We start from the raw sequence: 26,442 nt of genomic DNA, 5'->3' as shown, positions 1-26,442 counted from the left end.
TGATGAAACTACCGTCCGATTTGCGTTGGTCACCAACGCGACGTGAAATCCTGTCGGGCGCGGCCAAGCTTGGACTTGCCGCGACCCTTGCCGGTGCCGGGCTTGGAAGCGCGCGCGCCGAAGCGCCGAAAAAAGGCGGCACGTTGCGCATGGCGCTGGCGGGCGGAAGTTCCGGCGACTCGCTGGATCCCCGGACATATACCGAAACGGTGGCTCGAAACGTCGGTGTCTCCATCTGCAACCAGCTGGTCGAGATAACGCCGGACAACAAGCTCGTCTCCGAGCTTGCCGAGAGCTGGGAGACGAAAGGCGCTCAGTCCTGGACCATCGATTTGCGCAAGGATGTGCAATTTCACAATGGCAAGACGCTCGAAGCCGCTGACGTGATCTATTCGATCAACCTGCATCGGGGGGAAACCTCTTCAGGCGCCAAGGCCATTTTCAACGCCATCAAGGACGTGAAAGCCGATGGCAAGAACCAGCTGACAATCGAACTGGAGGCGCCGAACGCGGACTTCATGTACGCATTCTCGGACTACCACGCCACGATCGTCCCCGACGGCTTCACCGATTTCAAGAATCTCGTCGGAACCGGTGGCTACAAGCTGCGCGTCTTCGAGCCGGGAATTCGGTCGATCGTGGAGCGCAACGAAAACTACTGGAAGCCTGACCGGGCGCATGTCGACGCGGTCGAGACCACGGTCATGAACGATGCGACGGCCCGCGTCACCGCTTTGAGAAGTGGTGCGGCGGACATCATCAACCGGGTTGACCGCAAGATTGTCGGTCTCATGGCTTCGATTCCCAACATCGAAATCGTACGCAGCCCCGGCGGAATTCACTGGACGTTCATCGCTCTCGACAACGTCAAGCCCACATCCGACAACAATGTGCGTCAGGCCCTGAAATACGCGTTTGATCGCGAGAAAGTCCTGGACCTCATATTCAAGGGTTTGGGCACCATCGGAAACGACCAGCCGATTTCTCCGTTGAGCCCCTACTACAATGCCGAGCTGCCGCAGCATCAGTTCGATCCGGACAAGTCGAAATTCTATCTGAAGCAAGCCGGCCTCGGTGCCCTGTCGCTCGATCTATACACTTCCGACGCCGCTTTTCCGGAGGCGATCGACATGGCCACGATTTACCAGAACGGCGCGTCCGCCGGCGGCGTGAACCTGAATGTCCAGCGGCGGCCGGCGGACGGCTACTGGACCGATACCTGGATGAAGAAGCCATTCTGCATGTCGGTATGGCTGACCCGCCCGATCGATCAGACGTTCTCGCTGATCTACAAGTCGGGCGCGTCATGGAACGAGTCCTATTGGTCAAACGAGAAATTCGACAAGCTTCTGGCGGAAGGGAAGTCGGCATTGGATTTCGACAAGCGCAAGGAAATCTACGGCGAGATGCAGGTGATCCTCAACAATGAGGGGCCGAGCGTAATTCCCGTATTCGCCGACTTCCTGGATGCCAAGAGGTCTCGCGTTCAAGGATTCGAGCCAAGTGCCGTCTCGGATCTGTCGGGCGACCGTGTCGCCGAGCGTGTCTGGCTTACGGCCTGACGCCGTAGGTGATGGACGAATTCATGGAGAGCCGGGCAATCCCGCTCTCCATGACCGATCTCGTTGAGCAGGAGGAAAATTTGTCATTGTCGCCGCTGTGGACGGACATCGACTGGAATCGCGATGGACGGCAGGATACTTTCCTGAACCTGGAACATTCCGTCCATCGTTCCGCTTACGGGATCGTTCCGATCCCGGTCTCGCTCTTCAAGAACGGAAGCGGGCCAACGCTGCTGTTGATGGCCGGGTCGCATGGAGATGAATATGAGGGTCAGGCAATCCTGACCCGCCTGATCCAGAGCCTGGATGCGGACGCGGTGTCGGGTCGCATCATCGTGTTGCCTGCGGTGAATCTTCCGGCCGCGATGGAGGGATCGCGCGTGTCGCCGCTTGATGGTGGCAACCTGAACCGCTGCTTTGGCGATACGTTTTCCGACAACCCCACATCCCGGATCGCCGACTATATCGCAAACACCATCCTGCCGATGTGTGACGTCTTCTTCGACTTCCATTCGGGCGGCAGCTCCCTGGAATATGTACCGTGCACCTATGCGAATGTGTCTGGTGATCCCAGCAAGGCGGCACGCACGCTCGAGGCGCTTGAATTCATGAATGCGCCCATCGCCTGGGTTCACCAGGGTATCCCCCAGGGGCCGGAGGCCGGCCGCGCCGCGTACCGCAGCGGCGTTGTCTATCTCAGTGGCGAATTCGGTGGCGGTGGCAGAGTTTCCATGCAGGCCACCAGGGTGGCAGAGCGCGCGATATACCGGCTGATGTCACACCTGAAAATTCTTCCGCTGGCCAACGAATGGAAGGACGAGAGCGAAAGCCGGCTGATGCGCGCCAGCCCACAGCACTATTTCTATGCCGATCGCGACGGAATCTTTGAGCCGGCCGCGGCCTTGGGCGACGAGGTCGCAAAGGGCGACCTCTCGGGCACAATTCTCAACCCTGAAACCCCCGCACAACCCGGCACGAAAGTCCTGTTCCCCGCGTCCGGAACCTGGATTTGCGGCAGGGCAATCGGAAGGGTTCGCAGGGGTGACTGCCTTGGTCATCTGCTTGCCGATGTTTCGCGTGATGAAATCCTGGCCGCGGAATGAACAGGGATTTTCGATCCGATAATGTGGCTCCGCCGCTCCCGCAAATTCTTGATACAGCCATCCGTAGCGGCGGCCTGTGGATGGACGCCTACGCTGACGACCAGGCCACTGGGCGTTTGGAGCAAAGACTAGCCGTTATATTCGAGCACGACGTTGCGGCATTTCCGATCCTGACGGGAACGGCGGCGAACGCGCTTGCTCTCGCGCAGATATCGGGACGTTTCGGTCAGATTCTTTGCCACAGATCCTCGCATATCCATGTCGACGAGTGCGGAGCCGTGGAATTCCACAGCCAGGGGAACCGACTGAAGGCCCTTGAGGGCAAGGATGGAAAACTGGAAGCGGACACTTGCATCCGTGGCTTCGGACCTCTCGATGATGTGCATCAACTGCGCACGACGGCGCTCTCGCTCAGTCAGGCGACAGAAGTTGGGACATATTACTGCGCAGACGAGGTGCTGCGGCTGGCGGGCTGGGCCAAGGACAATGGCGCCGCGGTGCATATGGACGGCACCCGCTTCGCCAATGTCGTCGTCGCGTCCGGTTCGACACCCGCCGAGCTTACCTGGCGCGCCGGGGTCGATGTCCTATGTCTCGGAGGCACGAAGGGCGGCGCAATCGGTGCCGAGGTTGTGGTGTTCTTCGACCGCGAAATGGCTGTTGATTTCAAACGGCTGATGAAGCGCTCGGGCCACCTGGCATCCCGCTTGTGGTTTCTGGCGGTTCAGCTCGAGGCCTATTTCGGTGATGATCTTTGGCAAGAGACGGCTCGGGATGCAAACGCGATGGCGCGCCTGTTGGGAAACACGCTCTCGGAAAGCGGCCTGGTGTCACCTTGTTACCCTGTGCAGACCAACATGGTTTTTCTGAAGGCGGGGATGAGCACATATGAACATCTTCGAGAGCTCGGGTACAAATTCTATCTGATAGAAGATGAGATCGAGGGTGCGGTCGCCAGATTTGTTACGTCTTATGCTACAAAGCCGGAAGATGTTGAAAGGCTGGCTGACGCGATTATTAGATGCGTCGTATTATCTGGATGACGTGTTGGGTTACCCGGTATCGCTATGCGTCGGGCCCGCTTCAGCAAGCCGCACGGGGGGACGCCTGCGCCCTTCGAGCACGGGTCTGATCCAACCGCTATCGCTCACCGAACCTAGCTTGCAGGGCGGAACGGTTTTGCAAGCGAGGCCGGGAAATGCAGCGCCAGCATCTGGCGGTTGCGTGAGATGAGCACCAGCACGATGATGGTTGCCAGATAGGGCAGGGCAGACAGCAGCTCGGACGGCACTTCCAGCCCCAGTGCCTGTCCTTGCAACTGCAGGATCGTCATGCCGCCGAACAGCCAGGCGCCAAGCAGGATGCGCAGCGGCCGCCATGTGGCGAAAACCACCAGCGCCAATGCGATCCAGCCTTTGCCGGCGGTCATGTTCTCGACCCAGAGCGGCGTGTAGGCGACCGACAGATAGGCGCCCGCCAGCCCCGCCATCAGCCCGCCAAACAGCACGGCCATGTAGCGGATCCTGATCACAGGGTAGCCGATCGCATGCGACGTCTGTGGCGACTCACCGATCGTGCGCAGGACCAGTCCAGCCTTGGTCCGGTAGAGAAACCAGCTGATGGCGACAAACATCAGCAAGGCCAGGTAGACCATCGGGTCGAAGCGAAACAGCAGCGGACCAACCACCGGCAAATCGGACAGCAGGGGTATGTCGACGCGATGCAATGCCTCGATCGGATCACTGCCGAAACCGCGCCCGAGGAAGGCCGAGACACCTGAGCCGAAGATCGCCAGTGCCAGGCCGGCGGCATATTGATTGGTCAGGAAGGTCAGCGCCAGAACGCCGAACAGTAGGGATGCGGCGGCACCCGCCAGCGCCCCGGCCATGATCGCGACCGGCATCGAATAGCCTGCGGTGACCGCCCAGAATGCAAGGGCTGCTCCCATCAGCATCATGCCTTCGATGCCGAGATTGAGAACGCCGGATTTCTCGACCACGAGTTCGCCAAGTGCCGCGAAGATCAAGGGCGTCGCGGCAATGACGGTGCCGGTGAAGATGGCAATGAACAGATCCATCAGGCTTTCTCCCGGACCAGGCGAATGCGATAGAAAATGAAGAAGTCGGCGGCGAGCAGGAAGAACAGCAGGATTCCCTGGAAGATCCGCGTCAGCGCCGAGGGCAGGCCGAGCGTCATCTGCACGCCTTCGCCACCAAGAAACAGCAGCGACATCAACAGCCCGCCGAGCACGATGCCAAAGGCGTTCAGGCGCCCGATGAAGGCAACGATGATGGCAGCGAAGCCATAACCCGGCGATATCTGCGGCGAGAGCTGGCCGAGCGGCCCGGCGGCTTCGGCCATGCCGGCGATCCCGGCTGCCGCGCCTCCGGCCAGCAGGCCGATCCAGACCGCTGCCGACTCGCGAAACCCTGCATAACGTGCGGCGAGCGGTGCGGCACCACTCACCGACATCTTGTAGCCGAGGAAGCTGCGGTCGGTGAACAGCCACATCGCGATGACGGCGATAACGGTGATGAAGATCGAGGAATTGAGCCGGTAGGCCGGGTCAAAGGATTGCAGCAGCGCGGCGGTGGGCAGCATGGCCGTCTGCGGATAGTTGAAGCCCGCCGGATCGCGCCACGGTCCATGCACGAGATAGGACAGGAACAGCGTTGCGATATAGGTCATCATCAAGGTGACGAGGATTTCGTTGGTGTTCATGCGGGCGCGCAGGAACGCGGGGATTGCGGCCCACGCCATGCCCGCGCCCATGCCCGCCACGAACATCAAGGGCAACAGCAACACGCTCTCCGGGTTCGGCCAGAACAGCCCGACGCCGCTGGCGGCAATCGCACCCATCGTGAACTGGCCCTCGGCGCCGATGTTCCAGACATTGGCGCGGAAACCGACCGCCAGCCCACAGGCGATGAGGATCAGCGGCGAGGCCTTGAGCAGCCATTCCGACAGTCCGTTCATCGAGCTGAGCGGTTCGACGAAGAACGCGTAGAGCGTGGCCAGCGGATCATGTCCGAGCGAGGCGAAGAAAATCGAGCCGACGATGACCGTCAGCGCCGTCGCCAAAACCGGCGCGGCGATGCGCATCGGCGCGGAAGGCTCCGGTCGTTGTTCAATCCTGAAATGCAACGCTGCCACCCCTGTTCGCCGATACGCCTTCGCCCATGCCTTGGCCGGTCATAAGAAGCCCGATTTCCTCGCGGTCGGCGGTCGTGCGGATAAGTGGCGGAGACACCTTTCCCTGGCAGATGACCAGCAGCCGGTCGCAGATCTCGAACAGTTCGTCGAGTTCTTCGGAAACGACGAATACGGCAGCCCCTGCGCGACTGAGATCGATGATGGTCTGGCGGATGAAGGCGGATGCGCCGACATCGACGCCCCAGGTCGGCTGCGACACCAGAAACAGTTTTGGTTTCAGCGCGATCTCGCGTCCGACGATGAACTTCTGCAGATTGCCGCCCGACAGGCTTTGCGCGGTCGATTGCGCTCCGTTGGCCTTGACCTTGAACCTGTCGATAATGCCGGTGGCGAAAGCCTTGGCCTTGCCGCGGTCGATCAGTCCCTTGCGCACCGTGCCGAAGCGGTGCGCCGTCAACACGGCATTCTCCCACAGCGTGTGCGATGGCACCGCACCACGTCCGAGCCGTTCTTCCGGAACGAAGGCGACGCCGAGTTTGCGGCGTTCCTGGGGGCGTAAGCGGGCGGCGTCGGTTCCGCAAATCCTGATCGCATCGGCGCGCTCGTGGGTGCGTTCACCGCTGAGCAGGGCGATGAGCTCGGCCTGGCCGTTTCCGGATACACCGGCAAGGCCCACGATCTCCCCGCCATGCACATTGAACGAAACATCCTTCAGGTCGACGCCGAAATGATCGACGGCCTTGACCGAAAGGCCCTTGACCTCGAGCACCGGCCTGTCGCTCGGCGCCGGCGGGCTGACCTGCATTTCAGGCAGCTTGGAGCCGACCATCATGCGGGCAAGCTCCAGCGATGTCGTCTCCTTGGGGCGAGCAGTACCGGTGACCTTGCCGTTGCGTAGCACGGTGGCGGTGTCGCAGAGCGCCTGCACCTCGTCGAGCTTGTGGCTGATATAGACGATGCTGCAGCCCTCGGCGGCCAGTTGCCGGAGCGTCTCGAACAGCTTGACCACCGCCTGTGGCGTCAACACGGACGTCGGTTCGTCGAGGATCAGCAGTTTTGGCGCCTGCAGCAGGCAACGTACGATCTCGACGCGCTGGCGCTCGCCGACCGACAAATCGTGCACCTGGCGATGCGGATCGATGGGCATGCCGTAGCGCAGGGAGAGGTCCCGGATCTTGTCGGCAAGCGAGGGAAGATGAAATCCGCTGCTCGTCGACAGGGCGATGTTCTCGACCACCGACACGGATTCAAACAGCGCGAAGTGCTGGTAGACCATCTCGATGCCGAGCGCGCGCGAAACCGCTGGATTGTGAGCGACGATCGGATTGCCATCGCTGAAGATTTCCCCGGAATCGGCTTGCGCCGCGCCGTAGATGATCTTCATCAGCGTGGATTTGCCGGCGCCATTCTCGCCGAGCACAGCGTGGATCTCGCCGGGCTGGATCGACAGCGAAACGTCGTCGTTGGCGACGACGCCCGGATAGCGTTTGCAGATGTTGCACAGTTCTAGACGCGGGTGCATGGCGGGTCCTGCCGTGGCATGAAGCGAGGTTGGACGAGGCGCAAGCTGGCAGGCGCCGAAGCATCTCAGCTTCGGCGCCGGCTGGCTCTTCGATGGGCGATCAGCTCAGCTTGCCGATCATCCCCTTCACGAACCAGTTCATGCCGCGAATGTCGTTATCGGCCAGAACAGAACCGGCGGCGACCTTGACCTTGCCGTCCTGGTCCTTCAACTCGCCGGCATAGGGGTGCACCTTGCCACTGCCGATATCGGCCTCGAGCTGCTTCAGCTTGGCTTTGGCATCGGCGGGAATGCCTTCATTGTAGGGCGCCATCTTGACCACGCCGCCCGCCAGTCCGTCCCATCGCACTTCCGGCTTCCATGTGCCGGCAGCGACGGCCTTGGCCGCGCCGACATAGTCGCTGGTCCAGTCGAGAACGAACGACGTCAGCTGCTTGCCCGAGCCGAACTTCGCCATGTCGCTGGCATAGCCGATCGACCATGCGCCGCCTTCGCCGGCGACCTGGACCCCGGTTGCCGTGTCCGTCATCGAGCAGATGACGTCGCAGCCTTGCGAAATCAGCGTCTTGGCGGCCTCCTTTTCCTTGCCCGGATCGAACCAGGAATTCAGGAAGATCGCGTTGCAGGTGGCGTTCGGGTTGACGCTTTGCGCGCCAAGCAGCAGCGCGTTGGCCGGGCCGACGATGTCGGGGATTGGAAAGCCGCCGATGAAGCCGATCTTGCCGGCTTTCGACACATAGGCGCCCGCCGCCCCGGCGACGAAAGTACCTTCGTAATATTTGGCTTCGAAAGTGCCGAGATTGGCGAGATGGACGATGCCGGAGCAATGTTCGAAGGCCACCTTGGGAAACCGCGGCGCCACTTTCTGCATTGGCGTTCCGTGCGAGAAGCTGGTGCCGAAGATCAGCTTGTTGCCGGCGCTGGCCAGTTCGCGGAAGATGCGCTCGGCGTCCTGCGGCATGAAGATATTGTCGATGACGGTGAGTTCGACCTTGTCGCCGAACGCGGCCTTGATCGCCTCGACGCCGAGGCTGTGCTGCTTGGTCCAGCCGATCTCGGCGACCGGCGAGACGTAGACGGCGCCGATCTTCAGCACCTCCTGTGCTTGCGCGACCGTGCTCAGACTGCCAGTGCCAAGTGCCGCACCGATCGCACCGCTGTATTTCAGGAAATCGCGTCTTGTTACGTCGTTCATGATGGTAACCCTCTGTTGGTTTTTTTGCCTGATGCCCGGCTTGCGGGTGCCGGGTCTGTTTTTGGAAGATGGACGTGGACATGCGCTGCCGCGTCCCCATTGCCCGATGACTTTGCCATCCTTCTGAGCGGAACCGCTGTCGTGGCCGCATCGGCCGTGCCGTCGAGATAGGGGGCAAGCGCCTCGGCGGGCGTCATTTCCGGGAACACGTCGCGGTCCATGATATAGCCGCGCACCACCGAACGGTGATGGGTGTCGATGAGGTCCATCGCCTGTTTCAGGCGGCCTTTTTCCAGAAGGTCGACAACCCGCGAGTGGTCGTCCAGCAGATTGCAATAATCGAAGTCAGCGGTGATCAGAGAGCGCAGCAACGTCGTGCGGCGCACAAGCTGCGCATGGATCTCCTGCATCACCTTGTTGCGGCTGAGGCGGACGAACACCGTGTGGAACTCCTGGCCGAGCACGTCGGCCAGGGCGTCGTTGCCGGCCGCCACTGCCTGCCGCTGCCGTTCGACATGGTGGCGTAGTTCGGCCCAACCGGCAGGACCCAGCCGATCGCTGAGCTGCGCAGCCACGCCCTGCTCGACAAGCGTCAGTGCGTCGTAGATTTCCATCGCCTCCTGCATGCTCGGCTTGGCGACGAAGGCACCACGATTGCGCTCGATCTGGGCCAGTCCGTCATCGGCGAGCCGTATCAAGGCCTGGCGGACGACGATGCGGCTGACGTCGAATATTTCAGCGAGTTCGCGTTCGCCGAGCTTGCAGCCGGGGACGAGCCGGTGGTCAATGACGGCGCGTGTCAGCGTGTCGGCGATCGACTGGGAACGGCTGCTCACGAGGCGGGATCGCGCTGGATTTCCGGCGCGCCTTTCGCAATGTCACTGTCGATCATCGACACCATTCCAGCGCCCCATATCCCAGGTTGCGGTGTGGCATATATGGGATGCAATCCTTTCAATCTGTCAACCAAAAAACATTCATTGGATACAAAAAATGCATTGATTGATATCCAATCTTGTGTTTGCAATAGCGACGCTTACCAAGCCGGGTTCAGGGTGAAGAGCCGGCCAGGGAGGACAATTGCAATGACAGGTCCTTGCGGTGACAGGGCTCTCCTGAACGACTGGCATATTGTTGTGGATTGCTCGATGCTTTCCGCTGGCGCTCCGTTCTCTACACGGCTTCTGGGTGTCGATCTCTCGGTCACCTGCAAGGGGCGCTACAACAACGAGATCGTCCGCCAGGACACCGGCGAACAGGTCAGTTCGGCCGAGCGCTACGGCTTTGTCTGGGCGTGCCTTGGCAAGCCCTGGCAGGACATCATCTATATCCCGGAGTCGAACGAGGCGGACCGGCATCTGGTCACCGGCGGCTCGATCGCGGTCAAGGTTTCGGGGTTGCGTGCCGTCGAGAACTTTCTCGACATGGGGCATTTTCCCTTTGTGCACACCGGCCTGCTGGGGGATGAGCCGCACACCGAAGTGGTGCCGTACAAGGTCGAGATCACCGATAAGGACGAGGTGCTGGCGACCGAATGCAAATTCTATCAGCCGCTCGCCTCGCCGACCGCCAGGGAAGGCTTTGTCGTAGACTACATATACAAGGTGATCAGGCCGTACACCGTGGCCCTCTACAAGAGCAATCCGATCCAGAAAGACCGGCTCGACGTCATTACCCTGTTCGTGCAGCCGGTCGACGAGGATAACTGTATCGCGCACCCTTTTCTTTGCTATCTCAAGGACGGCATCGACGCGGCGACGGTCCGCAGCTTCATGCAGCTGATCTTCGCCCAGGACAAGCCGATCCTGGAAAACCAGGTGCCGCGACGGCTGCCGCTCGACCCGCGCGCCGAAACGCCGATCCGGGCCGATGCCGTCTCTGTTTCCTACCGGCGCTGGCTGCGCGAGCGCGCCATAACCTACGGCGCCATTCCGGCCCAGGCCTGACAGGATCGATGCTGGCCTTGGCTCCTTCGAAGGATATGAAAATGATACAGACGAAATGTTCAGACCCGGTCATTCTCAATCTCTGGCATCCGATCGGCGCCATTGCCGAGACGACCCCCAACAGTGTCGTGGAGACAATTCTGCTCGGGGAGCGGGTCAGCTTTGCGGTAGACGCGAACGGCGCCGTCAGTGTCTGGAAATCGCGGTCCGACCTGCGGCCAGGGGAACGGATCGATCCTGCGTCAGTCCGTGAAACACTGCCGGCCAAGAGCGCCTATGGCTATGTCTGGACGTCGCTCGGCTCGCCGCCGGCCGAGCTGTTCCCGATCCCGGAATATGAAGAGCCGGACCGCCGCAAGCTCAATGCGGCGACCTTTGGCGTCAATGTCTCCGCGCCACGCGCCATCGAGAACTTTCTCGACATGGGCCATTTTCCCTACGTGCACACCGACATCCTCGGCGTCGAACCGCATACCGAGGTCAAGGAATACGACGTCGAGATCTCCGTCGATCGCGACGAGATCCTGGCCACGCGTTGCCGCTTCTTCCAGCCGATGGCTTCGACGGTTTCGGATGGCGGCGCGGACGTGGACTATGTCTACCGCGTGCCGCACCCCTATTGTTCGGTGCTCTACAAATCGAACCCGGTCGACGAGACCCGGCTCGATGTCATCGCCATCTTCCTGCAGCCGGTCGACCAGGAGCATGTGCGCGCCCACATGCTGCTTTGCGTGCTCGACGAGGACAATGAAGACAAGGTCATCAAGCGCTTTCAACAGACCATCTTCGGACAGGACAAGCCGATCCTGGAGAACCAGGTGCCAAAGCGCCTGCCGCTGGACCCGCGCGCTGAAACACCGATCCGGGCCGACAAGTCGGCCATCGCCTACCGGCGCTGGCTCAGCCAGAAGGGCGTGACCTACGGCGTCATCCCGGTTGCGGCCTGACAAGATTTTTGGAGACGACGAAATGTTGCAAGACACCAGAAGCCGGTGGCATCCGATCGCCGCTGCCCATGATTTGCCTTACCGCCACGTTTTCCATGGCCAGTTGCTGGGCCGGGAATTTGCCGTCTGGCGTGCCGATGACGGTTACGTCAACATCTGGGAGAACCGCTGCCTGCATCGTGGCGTCAGGCTGTCGATCGGTATCAACGACGGCCGCGAGCTGAAGTGCCAGTACCATGGCTGGCGCTATTCGAACCGCACCGCCGGCTGTACCTATATCCCCGCCCACCCGGCCGACGCGCCGGCGCGTACCATCACCAACCGCACCTTTCCGGCGGTGGAACGCTATGGCCTCGTCTGGTCGTCCGAGGAACCGCAGGGCGAGGTTCCCGATGTCGCCGGACTGCCGGAAGGCCAGCTGCTCGCCTTGCGCGGCATCCCGGTCAATGCGCCCGCCGACAAGGTGGTGGAGAGGCTGAAGGCCTATCGTTTCCGGCCCAGCGGGGCTGTCGAGGGCAACGGTGCCGAGATGATGGTCGAAGCCGTGCAGGACTTTGCCGTGGCGCTGCGCTCGCGTGCCGGCAGCGAGGAGACGCATGGCGTCTTCTTCGTCCAGCCGGTCGATTCCAACCGTTCGGTCATTCGCGGCGTGCTCGACGGGGATATCGAAGGAGCCGCGCGTATCGCCGTCCTGCGCCACCACAATGAGCGGCTTGGCAAGCTGCGCGATGCGGCGGAGCGTGAGGCGGCAAACGCGGCCGTGCCCGCGCCGATCGAACCTGTCTACGAAAAGGTCTCAGCCGAACTCGCCGAGATGCCGGAACTGACGACGCATGGCCGCAAGGCTGCGCTGCGCGTCACGGTGGCACGCAAATGGCAGGCGGCCGACGGCATAGCCGGGTTCGAGCTTCGCCCGATCAAGGGCCTTCTGCCCACCTTCCAACCGGGCGCCCATATCGATGTCCACATGCCCAATGGCGAGGTGCGGCAATATTCGATCATCAACGGCCCTGGCGAGACCGACAGCTTTACCATCGGCGTCAAGCTGGAGAGGGATTCGAAAGGCGGCTCGAAATGCATGCACGAGAGCGTGCGTGAAGGCGACGTGCTGGCGATTTCCGAGCCGCGCAACAATTTTCCGCTGCGCCGCGACGCGATCAAGACGCTGTTCGTCGCCGGCGGCATCGGCATCACGCCGCTGCTGGCCATGGCGCAGGCGTTGAAGAACCAGGAGCTGGCGCACGAACTGCACTATTTCGCGCAAGGCGAAGACCATCTCGCCTTCTCCGATCGCTTGCAGCGGCTCGGCGGCTCACTGGTGCCGCATCTCGGCCTCACGCCCGAGCAGACAGGCGCGAAACTGCGCGAACTGCTTTCCCCGTACCGAAACGGCATGCATGTCTACATCTGCGGTCCCGGTCCGATGCTGGAAGCCGCCCGCAAGGTCGCGGCCGAGCAGGGCTGGCCGGACGGCGCCGTGCATTTCGAATATTTCAAGAACACCAACAAGATCGACGACAGTTCGAGTTTCGAAGTGGCCCTGGCGCGCTCCTGCGTCACACTCAAGGTGCCTGCCGGCAAGACCATCATGCAGGTGATGCGCGAGAACGGCATCGATGTGCCATCGTCCTGCGAACAGGGCGCCTGCGGCACCTGCGTGGCGACCGTGATCGAAGGTGAGCCGGACCACCAGGACGTCTATCTGAACGATGCCGAGAAAAGGGCGGGGACCAAGATCATGACCTGTGTCTCGCGGGCCAAATCGGCACGCCTCGTGCTCGACATCTAAGGAGCAGCCGATGATCACGCTTTACGACTACGAACTATCCGGCAATTGCTACAAATTGCGCCTGCTGATGAGTTTCCTCGGCATCGACTACAAGACGGTGCCGGTCGATTTCTACCCCGGCCGCGAGCACAAATCCGAATGGTTCCTGAAGCTCAACCCGCTCGGGCAACTCCCGGTGCTCGACGATGACGGGTTGGTGCTGCGCGACGCGCAGGCGATCCTTGTCTATCTCGCGTCGAAATACGATCCGTCAAAGAGTTGGTATCCCCTCGACAATCCGGCGTTGCTTGGCGAGGTCAGCCAATGGCTGGCTTTCGCCGACGGCATCACCGCAACCGCCTCGGCGGCCCGCCTGCATGACGGCCTGTTCTATGATGTCGACATCGAGGCCGCGCGCGCCGGCGCGCATCGGCTGTTCCGCATCCTCGACGAGCATCTGTGGTTTGGCGAGCAGCAGGGCCGTGACTGGATCTGTTCGGCTGGTCACCCGACCATCGCCGACATCGCCTGCTTTCCCTACATCATCCTGTCGGAGGAGGGCGGCATTCCGCGCCAGGACTATCCAGCCATCCGCCGCTGGTGCGACCGGGTCAAGCGCATCAAGGGGTTCACGGTCATGTCGGGGGTATTCCCGGCCGGCCCCGGCAAGATCGCCGCTTAAGACGATCACTGAGAGCCGGAGCCGTGGCTCGGCAAAAACCATTTTTGGGGAGAGAAAAAATGAAAACCCGCGCCGCAGTCGCTGTCGCTGCCGGAAAGCCGCTTGAGATCATGGAGGTTGACCTCGAGGGTCCGCGCGAAGGCGAGGTGCTGGTCGAGATCAAGGCCACCGGCATCTGCCATACCGACGAGTTCACGCTGTCGGGTGCCGATCCCGAAGGCCTGTTTCCCGCCATCCTCGGCCATGAGGGCGCCGGCGTCGTCGTCGATGTCGGCAAGGGTGTCACTTCGCTCAAGAAGGGCGACCACGTCATCCCGCTCTACACGCCCGAATGCCGCTCGTGTCCGTCGTGTTTGTCGCGGAAGACCAATCTCTGCACGGCGATCCGCGCCACGCAGGGCCAGGGCTTGATGCCCGACGGTTCGTCGCGCTTCTCGATCGGCAAGGACAAGATCTTTCACTACATGGGCTGTTCGACCTTCTCGAACTTCACCGTGCTGCCGGAGATCGCGCTGGCCAAGGTCAACCCCGACGCGCCCTTCGACAAGATCTGCTACATCGGCTGCGGCGTCACCACCGGCATCGGGGCGGTCATCAACACCGCCAAGGTCGAGATCGGCGCGACAGCGATAGTCTTCGGCCTCGGCGGCATCGGCTTGAATGTCATCCAGGGGCTGCGGCTTGCCGGCGCCGACATGATCATCGGCGTCGATCTGAACAACGACAAGAAGGCCTGGGGCGAGAAGTTCGGCATGACGCATTTCGTCAATCCGAAGGAAATCGACGGCGACATCGTGCCTTACCTGGTCAACATGACCAAGCGCGGCGCCGACCAGATCGGCGGCGCCGACTACACCTTCGACTGCACCGGCAACACCAAGGTGATGCGGCAGGCGCTGGAAGCCTCGCATCGCGGCTGGGGCAAGTCGGTGGTCATCGGCGTTGCCGGGGCTGGCCAGGAGATCTCGACGCGGCCATTCCAGCTGGTCACCGGGCGGACCTGGATGGGCACCGCCTTTGGTGGCGCGCGCGGCCGCACCGATGTGCCAAAAATCGTCGACTGGTACATGGACGGCAAGATCGAGATCGACCCGATGATCACCCACACGCTCAAGCTCGAGGATATCAACAAGGGTTTTGACCTCATGCATGAGGGCAAGTCGATCCGGAGCGTCGTGGTTTACTGATCGGGCTCAACCATACGCCGCGCTGAAGGCCTGTGTTCCCAAAATACTCTGTCTCCCCAGCATTGGCGTAAGACCGGCGGCATGGGCATTCGAATGCCCATGCCGCCGGTCGATCCACCAGGCTTCCGTGGTCGTGCCGCTGGACGGCGTTTGCGGCCTTGCCGTCAAGTTCACGTGTTGTGCATCGAATGATGTTTCGATGGCCGTCAACAACTTTATTGCATCAGTGCTCTGGTTCTCCAGGTCGACGTAGCGATGATGGGCTATCAATCTCCTCACGCATCGCCGACATTCTGCGGACGCGTCGGGGGTCTCGCAGTCAAGACAAGTCTGTTGACCGGATGCGGCTGTGGCATATCAAACAGGATAGCATCCTTGACAATTTTTCCTTTCACCGAAGCCACTCCAATCCAGTTTATGGAGCCGCTGCCGAAGACCTCTGACGTCGTGATCATCGGCGGCGGCGTCATCGGCGTGACCACCGCGCTGTTCCTGGCCAGGCGCAACATCTCGGTGACGTTGCTGGAAAAGGGGCGCATCGCCGCCGAGCAATCCTCGCGTAACTGGGGCTGGATCCGGCAACAGGGCCGCGATGCCGATGAATTGCCGATCGTCATCGAAGCGCAACGCCTCTGGCGTCAACTGGCTGAGGAGTGCGGCGAAGACATAGGGTTGAAACAGACAGGCGTCACCTATCTTGCGCGCACGGACAAGGAGATGGCCGGGTTCGCGAAATTCCTGAAGATCGCCCAGGCTCATGACGTCGACACACGTCTCCTCGATCAAGGCGAGACCGCCAGGCTGATCCCGGCAATGGCGCGCTCGTTCAAGGGAGCAATGACAACCCCCTCGGACATGCGAGCCGAGCCTTGGGTTGCCGTTCCCGCGCTTGCGCGCCTGGCTGCCCGGCAGGGCGTCACGATCATGGAGAATTGCGCGGCACGTATGCTTGATGTCTCTGCGGGACGCATCAGCGGCGTCTGGACCGAGAAGGGCCGTATCGCCACGTCGAGCGTCGTGGTCGCGAGCGGCGCATGGACGTCGCTCTTCCTGCGCGCGCACGGTATCTCGATCCCGCAGCTCAGCGTCAGGGCGACGGTCGCCGCGACCCAACCGATGCCCGAAGTTCATCCGGGTGCGGTCGCCGACGAACATATCGCATTCCGACGCAGGCAGGATGGCGGATACACGCTTGCATCGGGGGGCGCCAATCAGCTGTATGTCGGGCCGGACGCGTTTCGTCACGCCAGCAAGTATGTCAGCGCGCTGATGGCGAATCCTTTTGGCACGCGCTACCTGCCGGCCGCGCCGCGAGGGTATCCGGATGGTTGGTCAACCCCGCGCAAGTGGCACGCGGACGAGGAGAGTCCATTCGAACGGATGCGCATCCTCGATCCCACCCCCAAAGCCTCGGCGCTGCGCGACATCGACCGCGAGTTCAAGGAGCTTTTCCCGCAGTTCAAGACTGTGCCGCTCAAGGCGAGCTGGGCGGGCATGATCGATGCGATGCCGGATGTTGTGCCTGTCGTTGATCACGCCGCCGAAATCCCCGGCCTCGTTATCGCGACCGGGATGAGCGGTCATGGCTTTGGCATCGGGCCTGGCATGGGCCGTGTGGTGTGCGACCTCGTCCAGGGAAACGAGACAGGACACAACCTTCATAGGTTCCGCCAATCCCGGTTCAGCGACGGCAGCCCGATTCAACTGGGACCGAGCCTTTAGAGGCGGACGGGCCCATCGACCGGGCGTCGCGGGCGAGGAATGTCATCTAAGCTTTCGGCCACGGCCATCATGGCCTCATTGGCGGCGCCGTCACCGGCAAGATCGTGTCGCAGCTTGCCGCTGGTCTGCCGCCGGCGGTCGATCTGACACCTTTCCGAACGGGTAGGTTCTGATTATCAGGACGCGCTGCTGCCGCAGCAGGCCTTCCGTTGATGGGGAAACGACGTGACCGCTAACACCAATGCACAGAACACCGAGTCAACTGAACAGCAGCGCGCCTATGCCGTGCTCATCTGCGACCTGGTCGGCCTGCGCTTTGGGCCTGACGGAAAGCCCGATGCCAGCGAGGTGCAGGCCCACATTGAAACCCGGGGCGGTCGCTTTCATGCGGGCGCACTTGGCGACAAGGCCAGCCTCGAACACGGCCTCGTTCATTTCTTCTACCAGCCGGATCTCAGCACGCGGGAAGAGTTGATCGAAGCCGCCGGCGACGGCCGCTACGACGCAGTCATCGCGGCGGCGACCTTCCTGCCGGCCGAGACCGTCTTTCCGCTTGCCGGCGTGCGGATCGGCGCCGGCACCGGCAATATGGGGTCGCGCTCCTGGGGTGGCGGCAGCGGCGAAGGCGGCACGGCGGTGCTGATGAACACACCGGGCATCAACAGCCGCGCCACGGCCCAGATGGTGATGAAGGCGATCCTGAAAGTGCTGCCCGATATCGACGTCGACACACTTCATGATCGGGTCGCGGGCAGCATGTTCGATACGGGTAGGGACTTGCGCGACTTCCCGACCGAGAAGCTCGAAGGCAAGACGATCGCGATCATCGGCTACGGCAATATCGGCCGCGAGGTCGCCAAGCTTGCCCGCGCCTTCGGCATGCATGTGGTCGTTCATGCGAGGCCAAGGCACCGGGAGTGGATCGAGGCCGAAGGGTTTGTCTACGCGCCAAGTCCCGCTGACGCGGCTCAAGGCGCCGATGTGCTGAGCGTCCATGTCGGGCTTGGCAAGCAGGACGCGCAAACCGGGGGCTATGCCAATGCAGGGCTCGTCGGCGCGGAGGTGTTGTCGCGCCTGAACAAGGGTGCGGTGCTGGTCAATTATGATCGCGGCGAACTTGTCGACGTCGCGGCTCTTGGCGATGCTCTTGATGCCGGGCGGGTGCGCCATGCGGCAATCGATGCCGACCTGTTCCGGGACGCTTCGACCGGCAGCCTTTCAGGCCCGATGTTGCCTTATCTCGCCCTAGTCGAGAAACATGGCGGCAAGCTTGAGCTTCTGCCGCACGCCGCGGCCGATACGGATCATCCTTCGCGGGTGGCTGGGGCCAAACAGGCAGTCGACCAGATCTTCGACGTCATCCGCCGCAGATCGGTGACGAACGCAAAAGGCACCGTGCCGCCGGAATATGTTTCCCTGGGAGCAACCACACCCTCCGGCGTCGGGCCGGTAACGGCGGGGAATCTGTTGAAGCTGAGCGTGCAAGAGTGCTCTGAACTGGGCGACCTCTGTGACCTGCAAGCTCGGTTTTGGAAGGCCATGGCAAGCGCGGACCCGGAGCAGCGCCGAGACATCGTCGCCGAACAAGGCGCGGAGCTTGTCCGATTGATCAATCGCTTTTGCCTTGTCGCCGAAAAATCCAACCTCACCGGCCCCTATCAATAACACCGTTCGGTCCTCATGCGGGTTTGATGACCCCGGCTGGGTTCGCACTTGCTGGCAGGCAGCCGGCAGTCAAACTTTGTTGACCTCCACCCAGACAGAATTGACTACCGCTCCGCCTTTTGTCGGACCATAAGACACGCCGTGCGATCGTGTCATGGTTGGTCGGTCGGATGAGATGATTGCTGCTTTGGAGTAGATTCATACTCAAACAAACATATTGAGCCGCATCCCGCTTCCATCGGGATCGAACAGGCCAGAGCACAAGCCACCTGCATGACGGAATTGGCCAGAGCATTGGAACAGCCTCAATTCGCCACCGAGCGCGACCCGAGGCTGAGACTGATTATTCCGATAATCGTCGCCATTGCCTTCCTGATGGAACAACTCGATTCCACCATCATCACCACCGCGATCCCGGCCATCGCACGCAGCCTCGACACGACGCCAGTCAGGCTCAATCTGGCGATCACCACCTACATCCTGACGCTGGCCGTGTTCATTCCGGTCAGCGGCTGGTTCGCCGACAGGTTCGGCGCACGAAGGGTGTTCGCGCTGGCGCTGCTCACCTTCACCCTGGGCTCGGCGCTGTGCGGCATGGCCAACAGTTTCGGCATGCTGCTGGCAATGCGCGCGCTGCAGGGGCTGGGCGGCGCCATGATGACGCCGGTTGGCCGGTTGATCCTGCTGCGCAGCTTTCCACGCAGCGGGCTGATCACCGCCATGACCTACATGACCTTGCCGGCCATCATAGGGCCTGTGATCGGGCCACTGCTCGGCGGGCTGCTGACTACCTATGCGTCGTGGCGATGGATATTCTACGTCAACGTGCCATTCGGCCTGATCGGCATCCTGGCCGCGCTGCGCTTCGTCGACGATTTTCATGAGGAAGCGGTGCAACGCTTCGACTTCGCCGGGTTCCTGATGGTGGGATGCGGCGTGACGCTTCTGCAATTCGGCCTGGAAAGCATCGGCCGGCCGATCATTCCGATTTCAGCGACGGTGCTGGTGCTTGCGGCCGCGGTGCTGTTGCTGGTGGCCTTCGGGCGCTATGCGCGGCGCGTGGTGGCGCCGGCCGTCGACCTGACGCTGTTTCGATTTCGTTCGTTCTGGGTCGGCACGCTGGCAGGCGGCCTGTGCCGCGTCGGCCTCAACGGCGTGCCTTTCCTGCTGCCGCTAATGCTGCAGGTCGGCTTTGGCATGAGCCCGGTCACGTCCGGCTCGCTGACATTCGTCGGCAGCTTCGGCGCCTTGCTCATGCGGCCGCTGCTGTCGTCGCTGTTGCGGCGCTTCGGCTTCAAGGTCGTGTTGATTGGCAGCGCGCTTGTCGGTTCGGCAACAGTGGCGGGTTTCGTCTTGATGCGGGCCGATACGCCACATTGGATGATTGGTTCTTACGTCTTCCTGTTCGGGATCGTCCGTTCGGCGCAGTTCATGACCTCCAACACCTTGTCCTATGCCGACCTGCCTGCGGACAAGCTCAGCCGCGCCACCAGCCTCGGCGGTGTGCTGCAGCAGCTCAGCGTTTCGCTGGGCGTTTCGATCGCCGCCATGCTGCTCGGGCTGGTCGCGGGAGAAACCCATGTCATGACGCCAGAGCGCTTTCATCAAGTGTTCCTGCTGACCGCAGTCATCCCGCTGATTTCGATTCCGGGATTCCTGTATCTGCGTGCCGAGGACGGCGTGCAGGTCAGCGGTCACAGGAGAGGCGGCCTTCGCAAATGAACCGCCTGATGCCATTACATTCGCGCTGGTTGTCGGACGCGAACGCTGCGATGTTGGCGAGTTGATCCGTCACGCTTCGACAAAGCGCTGGGATCATGTGGCAACCGGCATCGCGGAATACATTGCAGGAGGAACCGCATGGCAACCGAAATAGCAGTGATCGCTGGAGCCGGCTCAGGATTGAGCGCCTCGCTCGCGCGTCTTCTCAGCCGGGAGGGCTTTCGCGTGGTCTTGGCTGCCCGCAATATCGGGAAGCTCACTCCGCTGGTGGAGGAGACTGGCGCACTGGCAGTAGAAACCGACGTTGCCGATGCCGCTTCGGTCGAAAATCTGTTCGCCGTCGCCGACAAGGCCGGACCGCTGTCGCTCGCGGTGTTCAACGCCAGTGGACGCGTGCGCGGGCCGATTGCCGAACTTGATCCCGAAGCCGTCAGGCAGGCATTGCTGGTGGGCGCCTACGGTGGGTTCCTGGTCGGGCAACAGGCCGCACGCCGGCTGCTTGCCCGTGGCTCCGGATCGATCCTGTTCACCGGCGCCACGGCGAGCGTCAAGGGGATGTCCGGTTCGGCCGGATTTGCGATGCCGAAGTTCGGCCTGCGCGGATTGGTGCAATCCATGGCCCGCGAACTCGCCCCGAAGAACATCCATGTCGCGCATTTCATCATCGACGGCGGCATCGCGCCAAAAGGGTCCGGACAGGCCGATGAGACCGGCCAACCGGATCGGCGGCTGTCTCCGGACGCGATCGCCGAAACCTATCTCGCGATCCATCGGCAGCATCGCAGCGCCTGGACTTGGGAACTCGAACTCAGGCCTTGGGTCGAGAATTTCTGACTTTGGATAGGTCTACTTCTTCACCGGTGCGAGCACGACGGCAGCCTCGGCGGTCAGCAGCCGGAAAGTGAAGGTTTCCTGGAGGTACAGTTCGACGGCCGTGCTCGAATGGCTGAGGTAGCCGATCGAGATATCCTGCCCGATATCCAGCTCGAAATCGCCACCACGCGTGGTGAGCACGAACCCGTCCTCTATGGCCGGTGCCCAGATGATCCCTCCGTCGACCAAGCGTTCGAGATGATTGAGGACCGGGTAGCCCTCGTCACTGCCGCCGCTCGCGGCGGTATACGCGGCCGCACCCAGCACAAGCGCATAGGGGCCATTGACCCCGGCCAGTCGCAATTGGCTGACCGCCTGTCCGACAGCTTCCGGATAGCCCATCACATTGGCGGGAAGGGTGACAATGGCATTGCTGGTGCCCTGACGAATACCCTGGATGCCGGCCGCGGCATATCCGTCGAACACGGAGCGATCCTCGGCGAAGGCGATCTTGCGCGCCGCTTCCTTCACGGGCGACCAGTCTGAGTCGGTTGCGCCGCGTTCGACGTCGTCAATCGCCTGGCGGGCGAGTTCGAAAGGGACACGCAATTCGACCAGCGCCTTCACTTCGCGCTGCACGGACTGAACCCCTTCGCCCGGCGAGGGAATCTGCTTGAGATGACCTGTTCCGACAGCCGAGAAGTCGACGCCCTTCGGGCCGACGACATCCACGGCGCGCCGCGCCGCCAGATGGCGCTTGAGCGTCCGGGACGCTTCCTCTTCGATCTGCTCCCATGCCTGTTCGGAGATGGGCGCGAGGTGCCGATGGAGATTATTCATGTCGTGCCTCTTTCTTCAGGGATCCGATACCGAGTGAACCATCGTTGGCGTCCGGCCGGAGCGCGTCGGGGGCTTGCGGCTCATTGGCGCCAGTGTGGACAGCCGCCTCGGCGGTAACGTCGTCCAGGAAATCCACCGTCGGCACGAAGAACAGCGTCCCCGTCACCGCACGGCTGAAATCCAGGAGATGGTCGTAGGTGCCCGGCGGGTTGCCGATGAACATGTTCTCCAGCATCTTCTCGATGCGGTGCGGGGAACGGGCATAGCCGATGAAATAGGTGCCGAACTCTCCTTTGCCCACCTGACCGAACGGCATGTTGTCGCGCACGATCTGAAGCTGCTCGCCGTTCTCATCGATCGACGTCAGCACATTGTGCGCATAGGGCTTCTTCACGGAATCGGGCTGTTCGATATCGGACAGCTTGTGCCGGCCGATGATGTTTTCCTGTTCCTCGACCGCCACCTGGTTCCATCGTTCCACGTCGTGCAGGTATTTTTGCACGATCACGTAGCTGCCGCCGGCAAAGGTGGAGTCTTCATTGCCGACAAGGGTGGCCGCTTGGGCGGCCTGACCGACCGGGTTTTCGGTACCATCGACAAAACCGAGCAGGTCGCGGTCGTCGAAAAACTTGAAGCCGTGCACTTCGTCCACGGTCGTGATCGCGCCGGCGAGCCGAGACATGATGTGTGTCGCCAGTTCGAAGCACAGGTCCATGCTCGCCGCGCGGATGTGAAACAGGATGTCGCCGGGTGTCGAGACGGCGTGATGCACGCCTCGTATCTCACGGAATGGATGCAGGTCCCTCGGTCTCGGCGCTCCAAACAACCTGTCCCACGCGTCGGAGCCGAATCCCATGATGCAGGACAGCTGGCCGTTGAGGTTGCGGAATCCCACGCCGCGCAGCAGGCTGGAGAGATCGCCGCACATGCCGCGCACCGTTTCCTCGGCCGCCGATCCGGGATTGATGGTCACGACCAGGAATATCGCCGACCGCGTAAGCCTGGCGGCGACCGATTGGGAGACGGGAGGCGGCAAGCTTGAAACCATATTCGATCCGTCGTTTGGCGTGCGACACCAGCACCGCATGCAGCATGCTGGATCAATTTGTAGGGCTGGGGTTCCCTGCCGTCGAGCACCCCACCGATAGAATGTTCGTCAGCACCTATCAATTCACCACCATCGGCCGCTCGCGCGGACAGCATCAAGGATGCCGGTCCCGGTTATCGCGTCGGGCAGGCTTCGTTCAGTGCCTGCGCGCGGTCAGAGTGCCGTCGCTGTAGATCATCCGTCCTGTCCGGAACGTGGCTCGGACGCGCGCCACCGGCCGGCGATCGGCCACGACGAGATCGGCCAGGAGCCCTGGCTCGATGGCGCCGCGATCGGTGAGCCCGAGTGCTGAGGCCGGATTGGCACTGGTCAGTGCGGCCGCCGCCACGAGGCCACCGTCCCGCAACTCCGCCAGGCCGAGAATAGCCGGCAGGATCGAGGCCGGGTGATAGTCGCTGGCCAGCATGTCGAGCAATCCCGCGCCATAGGCTTGCCGGGCGGAGAGATTGCCGGAATAGGAATTGCCGCGCAGCGCATTGGGAGCGCCCATGACGGTATGCATGCCGAGCCTATGGGCTTCCTGCGCCGCTTCCAGGGTCACCGGGAATTCGCTGAGCATGGCGCCCAGGCCATGGACGAGCTCCACCTTTTCCGGCGTATCGTCGTCATGCGAGGCAAGCACGATGCCGCTAGCGCGGGCGCGGGCCGACAGGTCCTGCAGCGCGTTGAGCACATCGCCCTGGCCTTCCCGCCCGGCCATGCGGCGTCCGACGACCTCGGATGCGTCGGCAACGGACATGCCGCGCTCCCTGGCGATGCGGGCGATGTAGAGCTCGACGTCGCGGTACTGCCCCTGTCCGGGCGTGTGGTCCATCAGCGAGATCAGGTGCAGTCTGCCGGCGTCCATCAGCCTTTGCAGCATGGCGATTGCCGGGGTGAAGGTCACCTCGAAGCGGGCATGGATGCGATGATCGACCAACAGATCGTCTTTCAGTTCGGCTATGGTCTCGACGATCGCCGATGTGTGCTCTTCCGAGCGAAGCACGCCGCTGGTGACGCTGGCGCCGATGAAGGAGAGCGCGGCATAGGCCGTAGTCACCCCGCACGAGGCGAGCTTTTTATCGAGTTCGGCAATGCCGGTCTTCATCGGCACATGGACGCCGGTGCGCGGCTCCACTTCCTTCTCCACCATGTCGCCATGCATGTCGATGAAGCCGGGCAGCAACAGGCGGCCGCCACCCTGGATATCGGCATTCTCGACAGGCTCGTCGCGGACCTCAGCTATCCGGCCCTCTTCGATCCTGACGGCGCCGCTGGGGATGACGCGGTCACGCAGGACAATTTCGAATTCACTCAGCCACATGCGATTTCTCTGTTTTTGTTCGAGCTTGATTCCGAAAACCGGGTTCCACTTTTGGGATCATGCTCGGGATAGGCGGTTTCAGGGTGGATTTCCTGGTCGACAAGATCGGTGGCATTTTCCGGATGGTGAAAGACACTGATCACGGCGACGGTGCGTCGGTCTGCCGCCGCCTCGATCATGGCTGTTCCGATACATTCGGATGTTTTGTAATTCACTCGAATGTCGATTGCCATTTGATTTTTATGACATTTTCATGAAGGCCGGCCTTCCCAGAGCGCTTGCCTCAGCCGGCAAGTGACCGGCTGCTGAGCCATTCGGCGGTTTGCTGGCTCGCCTGTTCGGCGGAAATCTTGAGGCTGAGCCCTCGCAGCAACCCATGCAGGAATATCCCCGTAAAGCAGTCGCCGGCACCGATCGTATCCTGCACTGAAACCTGCTTCAGCGGCGTGACATGGTTCAGCACCTTGCCGTCATAGAGCGAGATCGGGCGCGTTCCGTCGGTCAGCACCAGCGTCCTCAAGCGCGGGCCGGCGATCGCCGCCGCTCTCTCCCAGATCCGATGCGTGTCTTCCTCTGGAAAATCGGCGCGCGATCCGATGACGATGTCGGCCGGGCGCGGTGAGGCGCTGCGCAGTGGAAACTGCGAGATCACCAGTGGGATCGTCTCGAGCGAGGCGACGATGCCGTCATCGAGCACGAGCGCGTTGAGATAGGCGGCGTCGCCGGAGATTGGATCGGGTACGGCGAAGGGCGGCCGCAACTGGCCGGCGGTGTTCAGGATGGTGCGCTCGCCATTCGGCTCGATCAGGATTTCGGTGAACAGGGTCTCGCCGGAATGCATGGTGACGTGGCGCACGTCGATGCCGCTCGCCTGCAAGGTGGCGAGCGCTGCCCGGCCGTGATCGTCGTCCCTCAGGTTGCTGACCAGCCGGACGTCATTGCCGAGCCTTGCCAGTTGAGTGCCGGTGTGGAAGCCGCCACCGCCGAGCCTGACGGTGCGGTCGGAATAAGTGATGCGCGCGCCCGAAGCGAGCGGCGATGACAGCGACCAGACCTGGTCGTAATTGACATGGCCGACAACGATGACTGTGCTCATGGTCCTCTGCTTTTCGGCCCTCTACTTTTCGCCCAGGCCTGGCGCGAGCGCATCGACGGTAACGCGTTGAGCGATCAGGAGCAGCATCAGGACCGGCACAGCGGACAGCAGGCCTGTGGCTATCAGCACAGCTTGATGACAGGCATGTGTAGGAAGGGAGGTCAACCTCGCCTTTGGCTATCGTAGGGGCAGCGGATATCGCTCATGTGACGGTGCGGGCGAATGTTGCCAGCCCTTGTTGCGCCAACTATGATTCATTCGAATGATATGGTGGTGAGGTGGCGGCAAGCCGTACGGCCATTCGCGAGGATGAAAATGCAAAACAAGTTACCGCACGGCCAGTGGCAGCAGGTCGAGGAGGAACTCGCCGCCGATATTGCCGCCGGCCGTTTTGCCGACGACAACAGGCTGCCGAAAGAGACGGAACTGATGGCCCGTTTCGGGGTTGGTCGCCACAGCATCCGGCGGGCGATGCAGCAGCTACAGAATCGCGGTCTTGTCCAGGTCGAGCAGGGGAAGGGCACGTTCGCGCGGGATGCCCGGCTCGACTACCGCCTGTCGGAACGCACGCGCTTTTCGCAAAACCTTCTGGAGCAGGGGCGCGAACCACTGGGTCAAGCGATCAAGGAGGAGGCGATCCCCGCACCGCGCCGGGTCAGCGAGGCGCTCAGGCTGCCACCGAACGAGCCAGTCTATCACATCGTGCGCCTTGGTTTTGCCGACGAAGACCCCATCGGCCTTTCCAACGCCTATTTTCCCGTGCGCCGCTTCCCGGGCTTCGACAAGGCAAGGCGCAACGGGAGCAGCGTCAGCGTCATCCTCGCCGAATATGGCGTCACGGACTATATCCGCCTGCGCACCGATATCATCGTGCGCCTGCCGACCAGGGAAGAGGCGCGACATCTGCGGCAGTCCGAGACGCAACCGATCGTGCTGCTGAAGAAGGTCGATGTGGATATGAAGGGCACGCCGATCTCCTATTCCGAATCGATCTGGCCCAGCGAACGCGTGCAGTTCTCGATCGACAATACGAGCCAGCTTCTCAGTGTGCTGGCAGAGGCCGCGAACGCCAAAGAGTGAACAGCGGTGAGATATTCGCCGCACTTTC

The 26,442-nt window shown here is 62.1% G+C and carries 23 protein-coding genes; 13 read left to right on the top strand and 10 right to left on the bottom strand.

Features of this window, described 5'->3' with window-relative positions; genetic code table 11:
* Positions 1–2: 2 nt before the first annotated feature.
* From ABVQ20_RS14660 to ABVQ20_RS14650, 3 genes are read left to right on the top strand one after another with little or no spacing between them, the layout of a single operon-like run.
* Positions 3–1,562 (top strand): ABC transporter substrate-binding protein, encoded by a 1,560-nt coding sequence (locus ABVQ20_RS14660; RefSeq protein WP_354460230.1) that lies wholly within the window; start codon positions 3–5, stop codon positions 1,560–1,562.
* Between the two features lie 23 nt (positions 1,563–1,585).
* Positions 1,586–2,665 carry a succinylglutamate desuccinylase/aspartoacylase family protein gene (locus ABVQ20_RS14655; RefSeq protein ID WP_354460229.1) on the top strand — a complete coding sequence of 360 codons (1,080 nt, stop codon included), beginning with the start codon at positions 1,586–1,588 and terminating at the stop codon, positions 2,663–2,665.
* Positions 2,662–3,708 (top strand): threonine aldolase family protein, encoded by a 1,047-nt coding sequence (locus ABVQ20_RS14650; protein ID WP_354460228.1) that lies wholly within the window; start codon positions 2,662–2,664, stop codon positions 3,706–3,708. Before ABVQ20_RS14655 ends, ABVQ20_RS14650 begins: the two co-directional genes overlap by 4 nt.
* A gap of 113 nt (positions 3,709–3,821) precedes the next feature.
* Here ABVQ20_RS14650 and ABVQ20_RS14645 read toward each other — a convergent pair whose 3' ends face one another.
* The 5 genes from ABVQ20_RS14645 to ABVQ20_RS14625 all read right to left on the bottom strand — a co-directional run bounded on the left by ABVQ20_RS14645 (position 3,822) and on the right by ABVQ20_RS14625 (position 9,371).
* Positions 3,822–4,742 (bottom strand): ABC transporter permease, encoded by a 921-nt coding sequence (locus ABVQ20_RS14645; protein WP_354460227.1) that lies wholly within the window; start codon positions 4,740–4,742, stop codon positions 3,822–3,824.
* A complete protein-coding gene (locus tag ABVQ20_RS14640) occupies positions 4,742–5,809 on the bottom strand; it encodes an ABC transporter permease (RefSeq protein ID WP_354460226.1) in 1,068 nt (355 codons plus the stop codon). The genes ABVQ20_RS14645 and ABVQ20_RS14640 overlap by 1 nt, the downstream gene beginning before the upstream one ends.
* Positions 5,793–7,340, bottom strand: coding sequence for an ABC transporter ATP-binding protein (locus tag ABVQ20_RS14635; RefSeq protein WP_354460225.1), 1,548 nt, complete (start codon positions 7,338–7,340; stop codon positions 5,793–5,795). The genes ABVQ20_RS14640 and ABVQ20_RS14635 overlap by 17 nt, the downstream gene beginning before the upstream one ends.
* A gap of 100 nt (positions 7,341–7,440) precedes the next feature.
* On the bottom strand, positions 7,441–8,535 hold the full coding sequence (locus ABVQ20_RS14630; RefSeq protein WP_354460224.1) for a BMP family ABC transporter substrate-binding protein: 1,095 nt from the start codon (positions 8,533–8,535) through the stop codon (positions 7,441–7,443).
* Complete coding sequence (locus ABVQ20_RS14625; RefSeq protein WP_354460223.1) at positions 8,532–9,371, bottom strand: GntR family transcriptional regulator; 840 nt, start codon at positions 9,369–9,371, stop codon at positions 8,532–8,534. The genes ABVQ20_RS14630 and ABVQ20_RS14625 overlap by 4 nt, the downstream gene beginning before the upstream one ends.
* A 249-nt stretch (positions 9,372–9,620) precedes the next feature.
* Between ABVQ20_RS14625 and ABVQ20_RS14620 the strand changes: the two genes are divergently transcribed.
* The 9 genes from ABVQ20_RS14620 (at position 9,621) to ABVQ20_RS14580 (ending at position 21,008) form a co-directional block, all read left to right on the top strand.
* Positions 9,621–10,481: an aromatic ring-hydroxylating dioxygenase subunit alpha gene (locus ABVQ20_RS14620; protein ID WP_354460222.1), complete on the top strand. Its 861-nt coding sequence runs from the start codon at positions 9,621–9,623 to the stop codon at positions 10,479–10,481.
* Positions 10,482–10,522: 41 nt separating this feature from the next.
* Positions 10,523–11,428: an aromatic ring-hydroxylating dioxygenase subunit alpha gene (locus ABVQ20_RS14615; RefSeq protein WP_354460221.1), complete on the top strand. Its 906-nt coding sequence runs from the start codon at positions 10,523–10,525 to the stop codon at positions 11,426–11,428.
* A 22-nt stretch (positions 11,429–11,450) separates the two neighbouring features.
* Positions 11,451–13,217: a Rieske 2Fe-2S domain-containing protein gene (locus ABVQ20_RS14610; protein WP_354460220.1), complete on the top strand. Its 1,767-nt coding sequence runs from the start codon at positions 11,451–11,453 to the stop codon at positions 13,215–13,217.
* A gap of 10 nt (positions 13,218–13,227) precedes the next feature.
* The gene (locus tag ABVQ20_RS14605; RefSeq protein WP_354460219.1) at positions 13,228–13,878 is read left to right on the top strand and encodes a glutathione S-transferase family protein; all 651 of its coding nucleotides are present in this window, start codon (positions 13,228–13,230) and stop codon (positions 13,876–13,878) included.
* 59 nt (positions 13,879–13,937) lie between these two features.
* The gene (locus ABVQ20_RS14600) at positions 13,938–15,065 is read left to right on the top strand and encodes an S-(hydroxymethyl)glutathione dehydrogenase/class III alcohol dehydrogenase (RefSeq protein WP_354458619.1); all 1,128 of its coding nucleotides are present in this window, start codon (positions 13,938–13,940) and stop codon (positions 15,063–15,065) included.
* Positions 15,066–15,440: 375 nt separating this feature from the next.
* The gene (locus ABVQ20_RS14595) at positions 15,441–16,787 is read left to right on the top strand and encodes an NAD(P)/FAD-dependent oxidoreductase (RefSeq protein WP_354460218.1); all 1,347 of its coding nucleotides are present in this window, start codon (positions 15,441–15,443) and stop codon (positions 16,785–16,787) included.
* A gap of 225 nt (positions 16,788–17,012) precedes the next feature.
* A complete protein-coding gene (locus ABVQ20_RS14590) occupies positions 17,013–18,452 on the top strand; it encodes an NAD(P)-dependent oxidoreductase (RefSeq protein ID WP_435528347.1) in 1,440 nt (479 codons plus the stop codon).
* Positions 18,453–18,725: 273 nt separating this feature from the next.
* Positions 18,726–20,174, top strand: a complete 1,449-nt coding sequence (locus ABVQ20_RS14585; RefSeq protein WP_354460217.1) for a DHA2 family efflux MFS transporter permease subunit — start codon at positions 18,726–18,728, stop codon at positions 20,172–20,174.
* A 138-nt stretch (positions 20,175–20,312) separates the two neighbouring features.
* Positions 20,313–21,008 carry an SDR family NAD(P)-dependent oxidoreductase gene (locus ABVQ20_RS14580; RefSeq protein WP_354460216.1) on the top strand — a complete coding sequence of 232 codons (696 nt, stop codon included), beginning with the start codon at positions 20,313–20,315 and terminating at the stop codon, positions 21,006–21,008.
* Positions 21,009–21,020: 12 nt separating this feature from the next.
* Here ABVQ20_RS14580 and ABVQ20_RS14575 read toward each other — a convergent pair whose 3' ends face one another.
* From ABVQ20_RS14575 to ABVQ20_RS14555, 5 genes are all read right to left on the bottom strand, one after another.
* The gene (locus ABVQ20_RS14575; protein WP_354460215.1) at positions 21,021–21,827 is read right to left on the bottom strand and encodes a family 1 encapsulin nanocompartment shell protein; all 807 of its coding nucleotides are present in this window, start codon (positions 21,825–21,827) and stop codon (positions 21,021–21,023) included.
* Positions 21,820–22,875 carry a Dyp-type peroxidase gene (locus ABVQ20_RS14570; RefSeq protein WP_354460214.1) on the bottom strand — a complete coding sequence of 352 codons (1,056 nt, stop codon included), beginning with the start codon at positions 22,873–22,875 and terminating at the stop codon, positions 21,820–21,822. The genes ABVQ20_RS14575 and ABVQ20_RS14570 overlap by 8 nt, the downstream gene beginning before the upstream one ends.
* A gap of 196 nt (positions 22,876–23,071) precedes the next feature.
* A complete protein-coding gene (locus ABVQ20_RS14565) occupies positions 23,072–24,238 on the bottom strand; it encodes an alpha-D-ribose 1-methylphosphonate 5-triphosphate diphosphatase (RefSeq protein WP_354460213.1) in 1,167 nt (388 codons plus the stop codon).
* A complete protein-coding gene (locus tag ABVQ20_RS14560) occupies positions 24,229–24,471 on the bottom strand; it encodes a hypothetical protein (protein WP_354460212.1) in 243 nt (80 codons plus the stop codon). Before ABVQ20_RS14560 ends, ABVQ20_RS14565 begins: the two co-directional genes overlap by 10 nt.
* A gap of 50 nt (positions 24,472–24,521) precedes the next feature.
* Complete coding sequence (locus ABVQ20_RS14555; protein ID WP_354460211.1) at positions 24,522–25,334, bottom strand: PfkB family carbohydrate kinase; 813 nt, start codon at positions 25,332–25,334, stop codon at positions 24,522–24,524.
* 315 nt (positions 25,335–25,649) lie between these two features.
* Here ABVQ20_RS14555 and phnF point away from each other — a divergent pair, with 315 nt between their 5' ends.
* Positions 25,650–26,414, top strand: coding sequence for a phosphonate metabolism transcriptional regulator PhnF (gene phnF, locus ABVQ20_RS14550; protein ID WP_354460210.1), 765 nt, complete (start codon positions 25,650–25,652; stop codon positions 26,412–26,414).
* Positions 26,415–26,442: the final 28 nt, after the last annotated feature.

This window comes from Mesorhizobium shangrilense, from assembly GCF_040537815.1.
Taxonomy (GTDB): Bacteria; Pseudomonadota; Alphaproteobacteria; order Rhizobiales; family Rhizobiaceae; genus Mesorhizobium; species Mesorhizobium shangrilense.
The sequence above is the reverse complement of the archived record's forward strand: the minus strand, read 5'-3'. Positions and strand labels throughout refer to the sequence as shown.

Coding starts and splice junctions, on each gene's coding strand:
- ABVQ20_RS14575 (WP_354460215.1), bottom strand. CDS start 21,827: ATGAATAATCTCCATCGGCACCTCGCGCCCATCTCCGAACAGGCATGG.
- phnF (WP_354460210.1), top strand. CDS start 25,650: ATGCAAAACAAGTTACCGCACGGCCAGTGGCAGCAGGTCGAGGAGGAA.
- ABVQ20_RS14585 (WP_354460217.1), top strand. CDS start 18,726: ATGACGGAATTGGCCAGAGCATTGGAACAGCCTCAATTCGCCACCGAG.
- ABVQ20_RS14655 (WP_354460229.1), top strand. CDS start 1,586: ATGGAGAGCCGGGCAATCCCGCTCTCCATGACCGATCTCGTTGAGCAG.
- ABVQ20_RS14635 (WP_354460225.1), bottom strand. CDS start 7,340: ATGCACCCGCGTCTAGAACTGTGCAACATCTGCAAACGCTATCCGGGC.
- ABVQ20_RS14660 (WP_354460230.1), top strand. CDS start 3: ATGAAACTACCGTCCGATTTGCGTTGGTCACCAACGCGACGTGAAATC.
- ABVQ20_RS14570 (WP_354460214.1), bottom strand. CDS start 22,875: ATGGTTTCAAGCTTGCCGCCTCCCGTCTCCCAATCGGTCGCCGCCAGG.
- ABVQ20_RS14555 (WP_354460211.1), bottom strand. CDS start 25,334: ATGAGCACAGTCATCGTTGTCGGCCATGTCAATTACGACCAGGTCTGG.
- ABVQ20_RS14610 (WP_354460220.1), top strand. CDS start 11,451: ATGTTGCAAGACACCAGAAGCCGGTGGCATCCGATCGCCGCTGCCCAT.
- ABVQ20_RS14565 (WP_354460213.1), bottom strand. CDS start 24,238: ATGTGGCTGAGTGAATTCGAAATTGTCCTGCGTGACCGCGTCATCCCC.
- ABVQ20_RS14560 (WP_354460212.1), bottom strand. CDS start 24,471: ATGGCAATCGACATTCGAGTGAATTACAAAACATCCGAATGTATCGGA.
- ABVQ20_RS14620 (WP_354460222.1), top strand. CDS start 9,621: ATGACAGGTCCTTGCGGTGACAGGGCTCTCCTGAACGACTGGCATATT.
- ABVQ20_RS14615 (WP_354460221.1), top strand. CDS start 10,523: ATGATACAGACGAAATGTTCAGACCCGGTCATTCTCAATCTCTGGCAT.
- ABVQ20_RS14580 (WP_354460216.1), top strand. CDS start 20,313: ATGGCAACCGAAATAGCAGTGATCGCTGGAGCCGGCTCAGGATTGAGC.
- ABVQ20_RS14645 (WP_354460227.1), bottom strand. CDS start 4,742: ATGGATCTGTTCATTGCCATCTTCACCGGCACCGTCATTGCCGCGACG.
- ABVQ20_RS14605 (WP_354460219.1), top strand. CDS start 13,228: ATGATCACGCTTTACGACTACGAACTATCCGGCAATTGCTACAAATTG.
- ABVQ20_RS14630 (WP_354460224.1), bottom strand. CDS start 8,535: ATGAACGACGTAACAAGACGCGATTTCCTGAAATACAGCGGTGCGATC.
- ABVQ20_RS14650 (WP_354460228.1), top strand. CDS start 2,662: ATGAACAGGGATTTTCGATCCGATAATGTGGCTCCGCCGCTCCCGCAA.
- ABVQ20_RS14600 (WP_354458619.1), top strand. CDS start 13,938: ATGAAAACCCGCGCCGCAGTCGCTGTCGCTGCCGGAAAGCCGCTTGAG.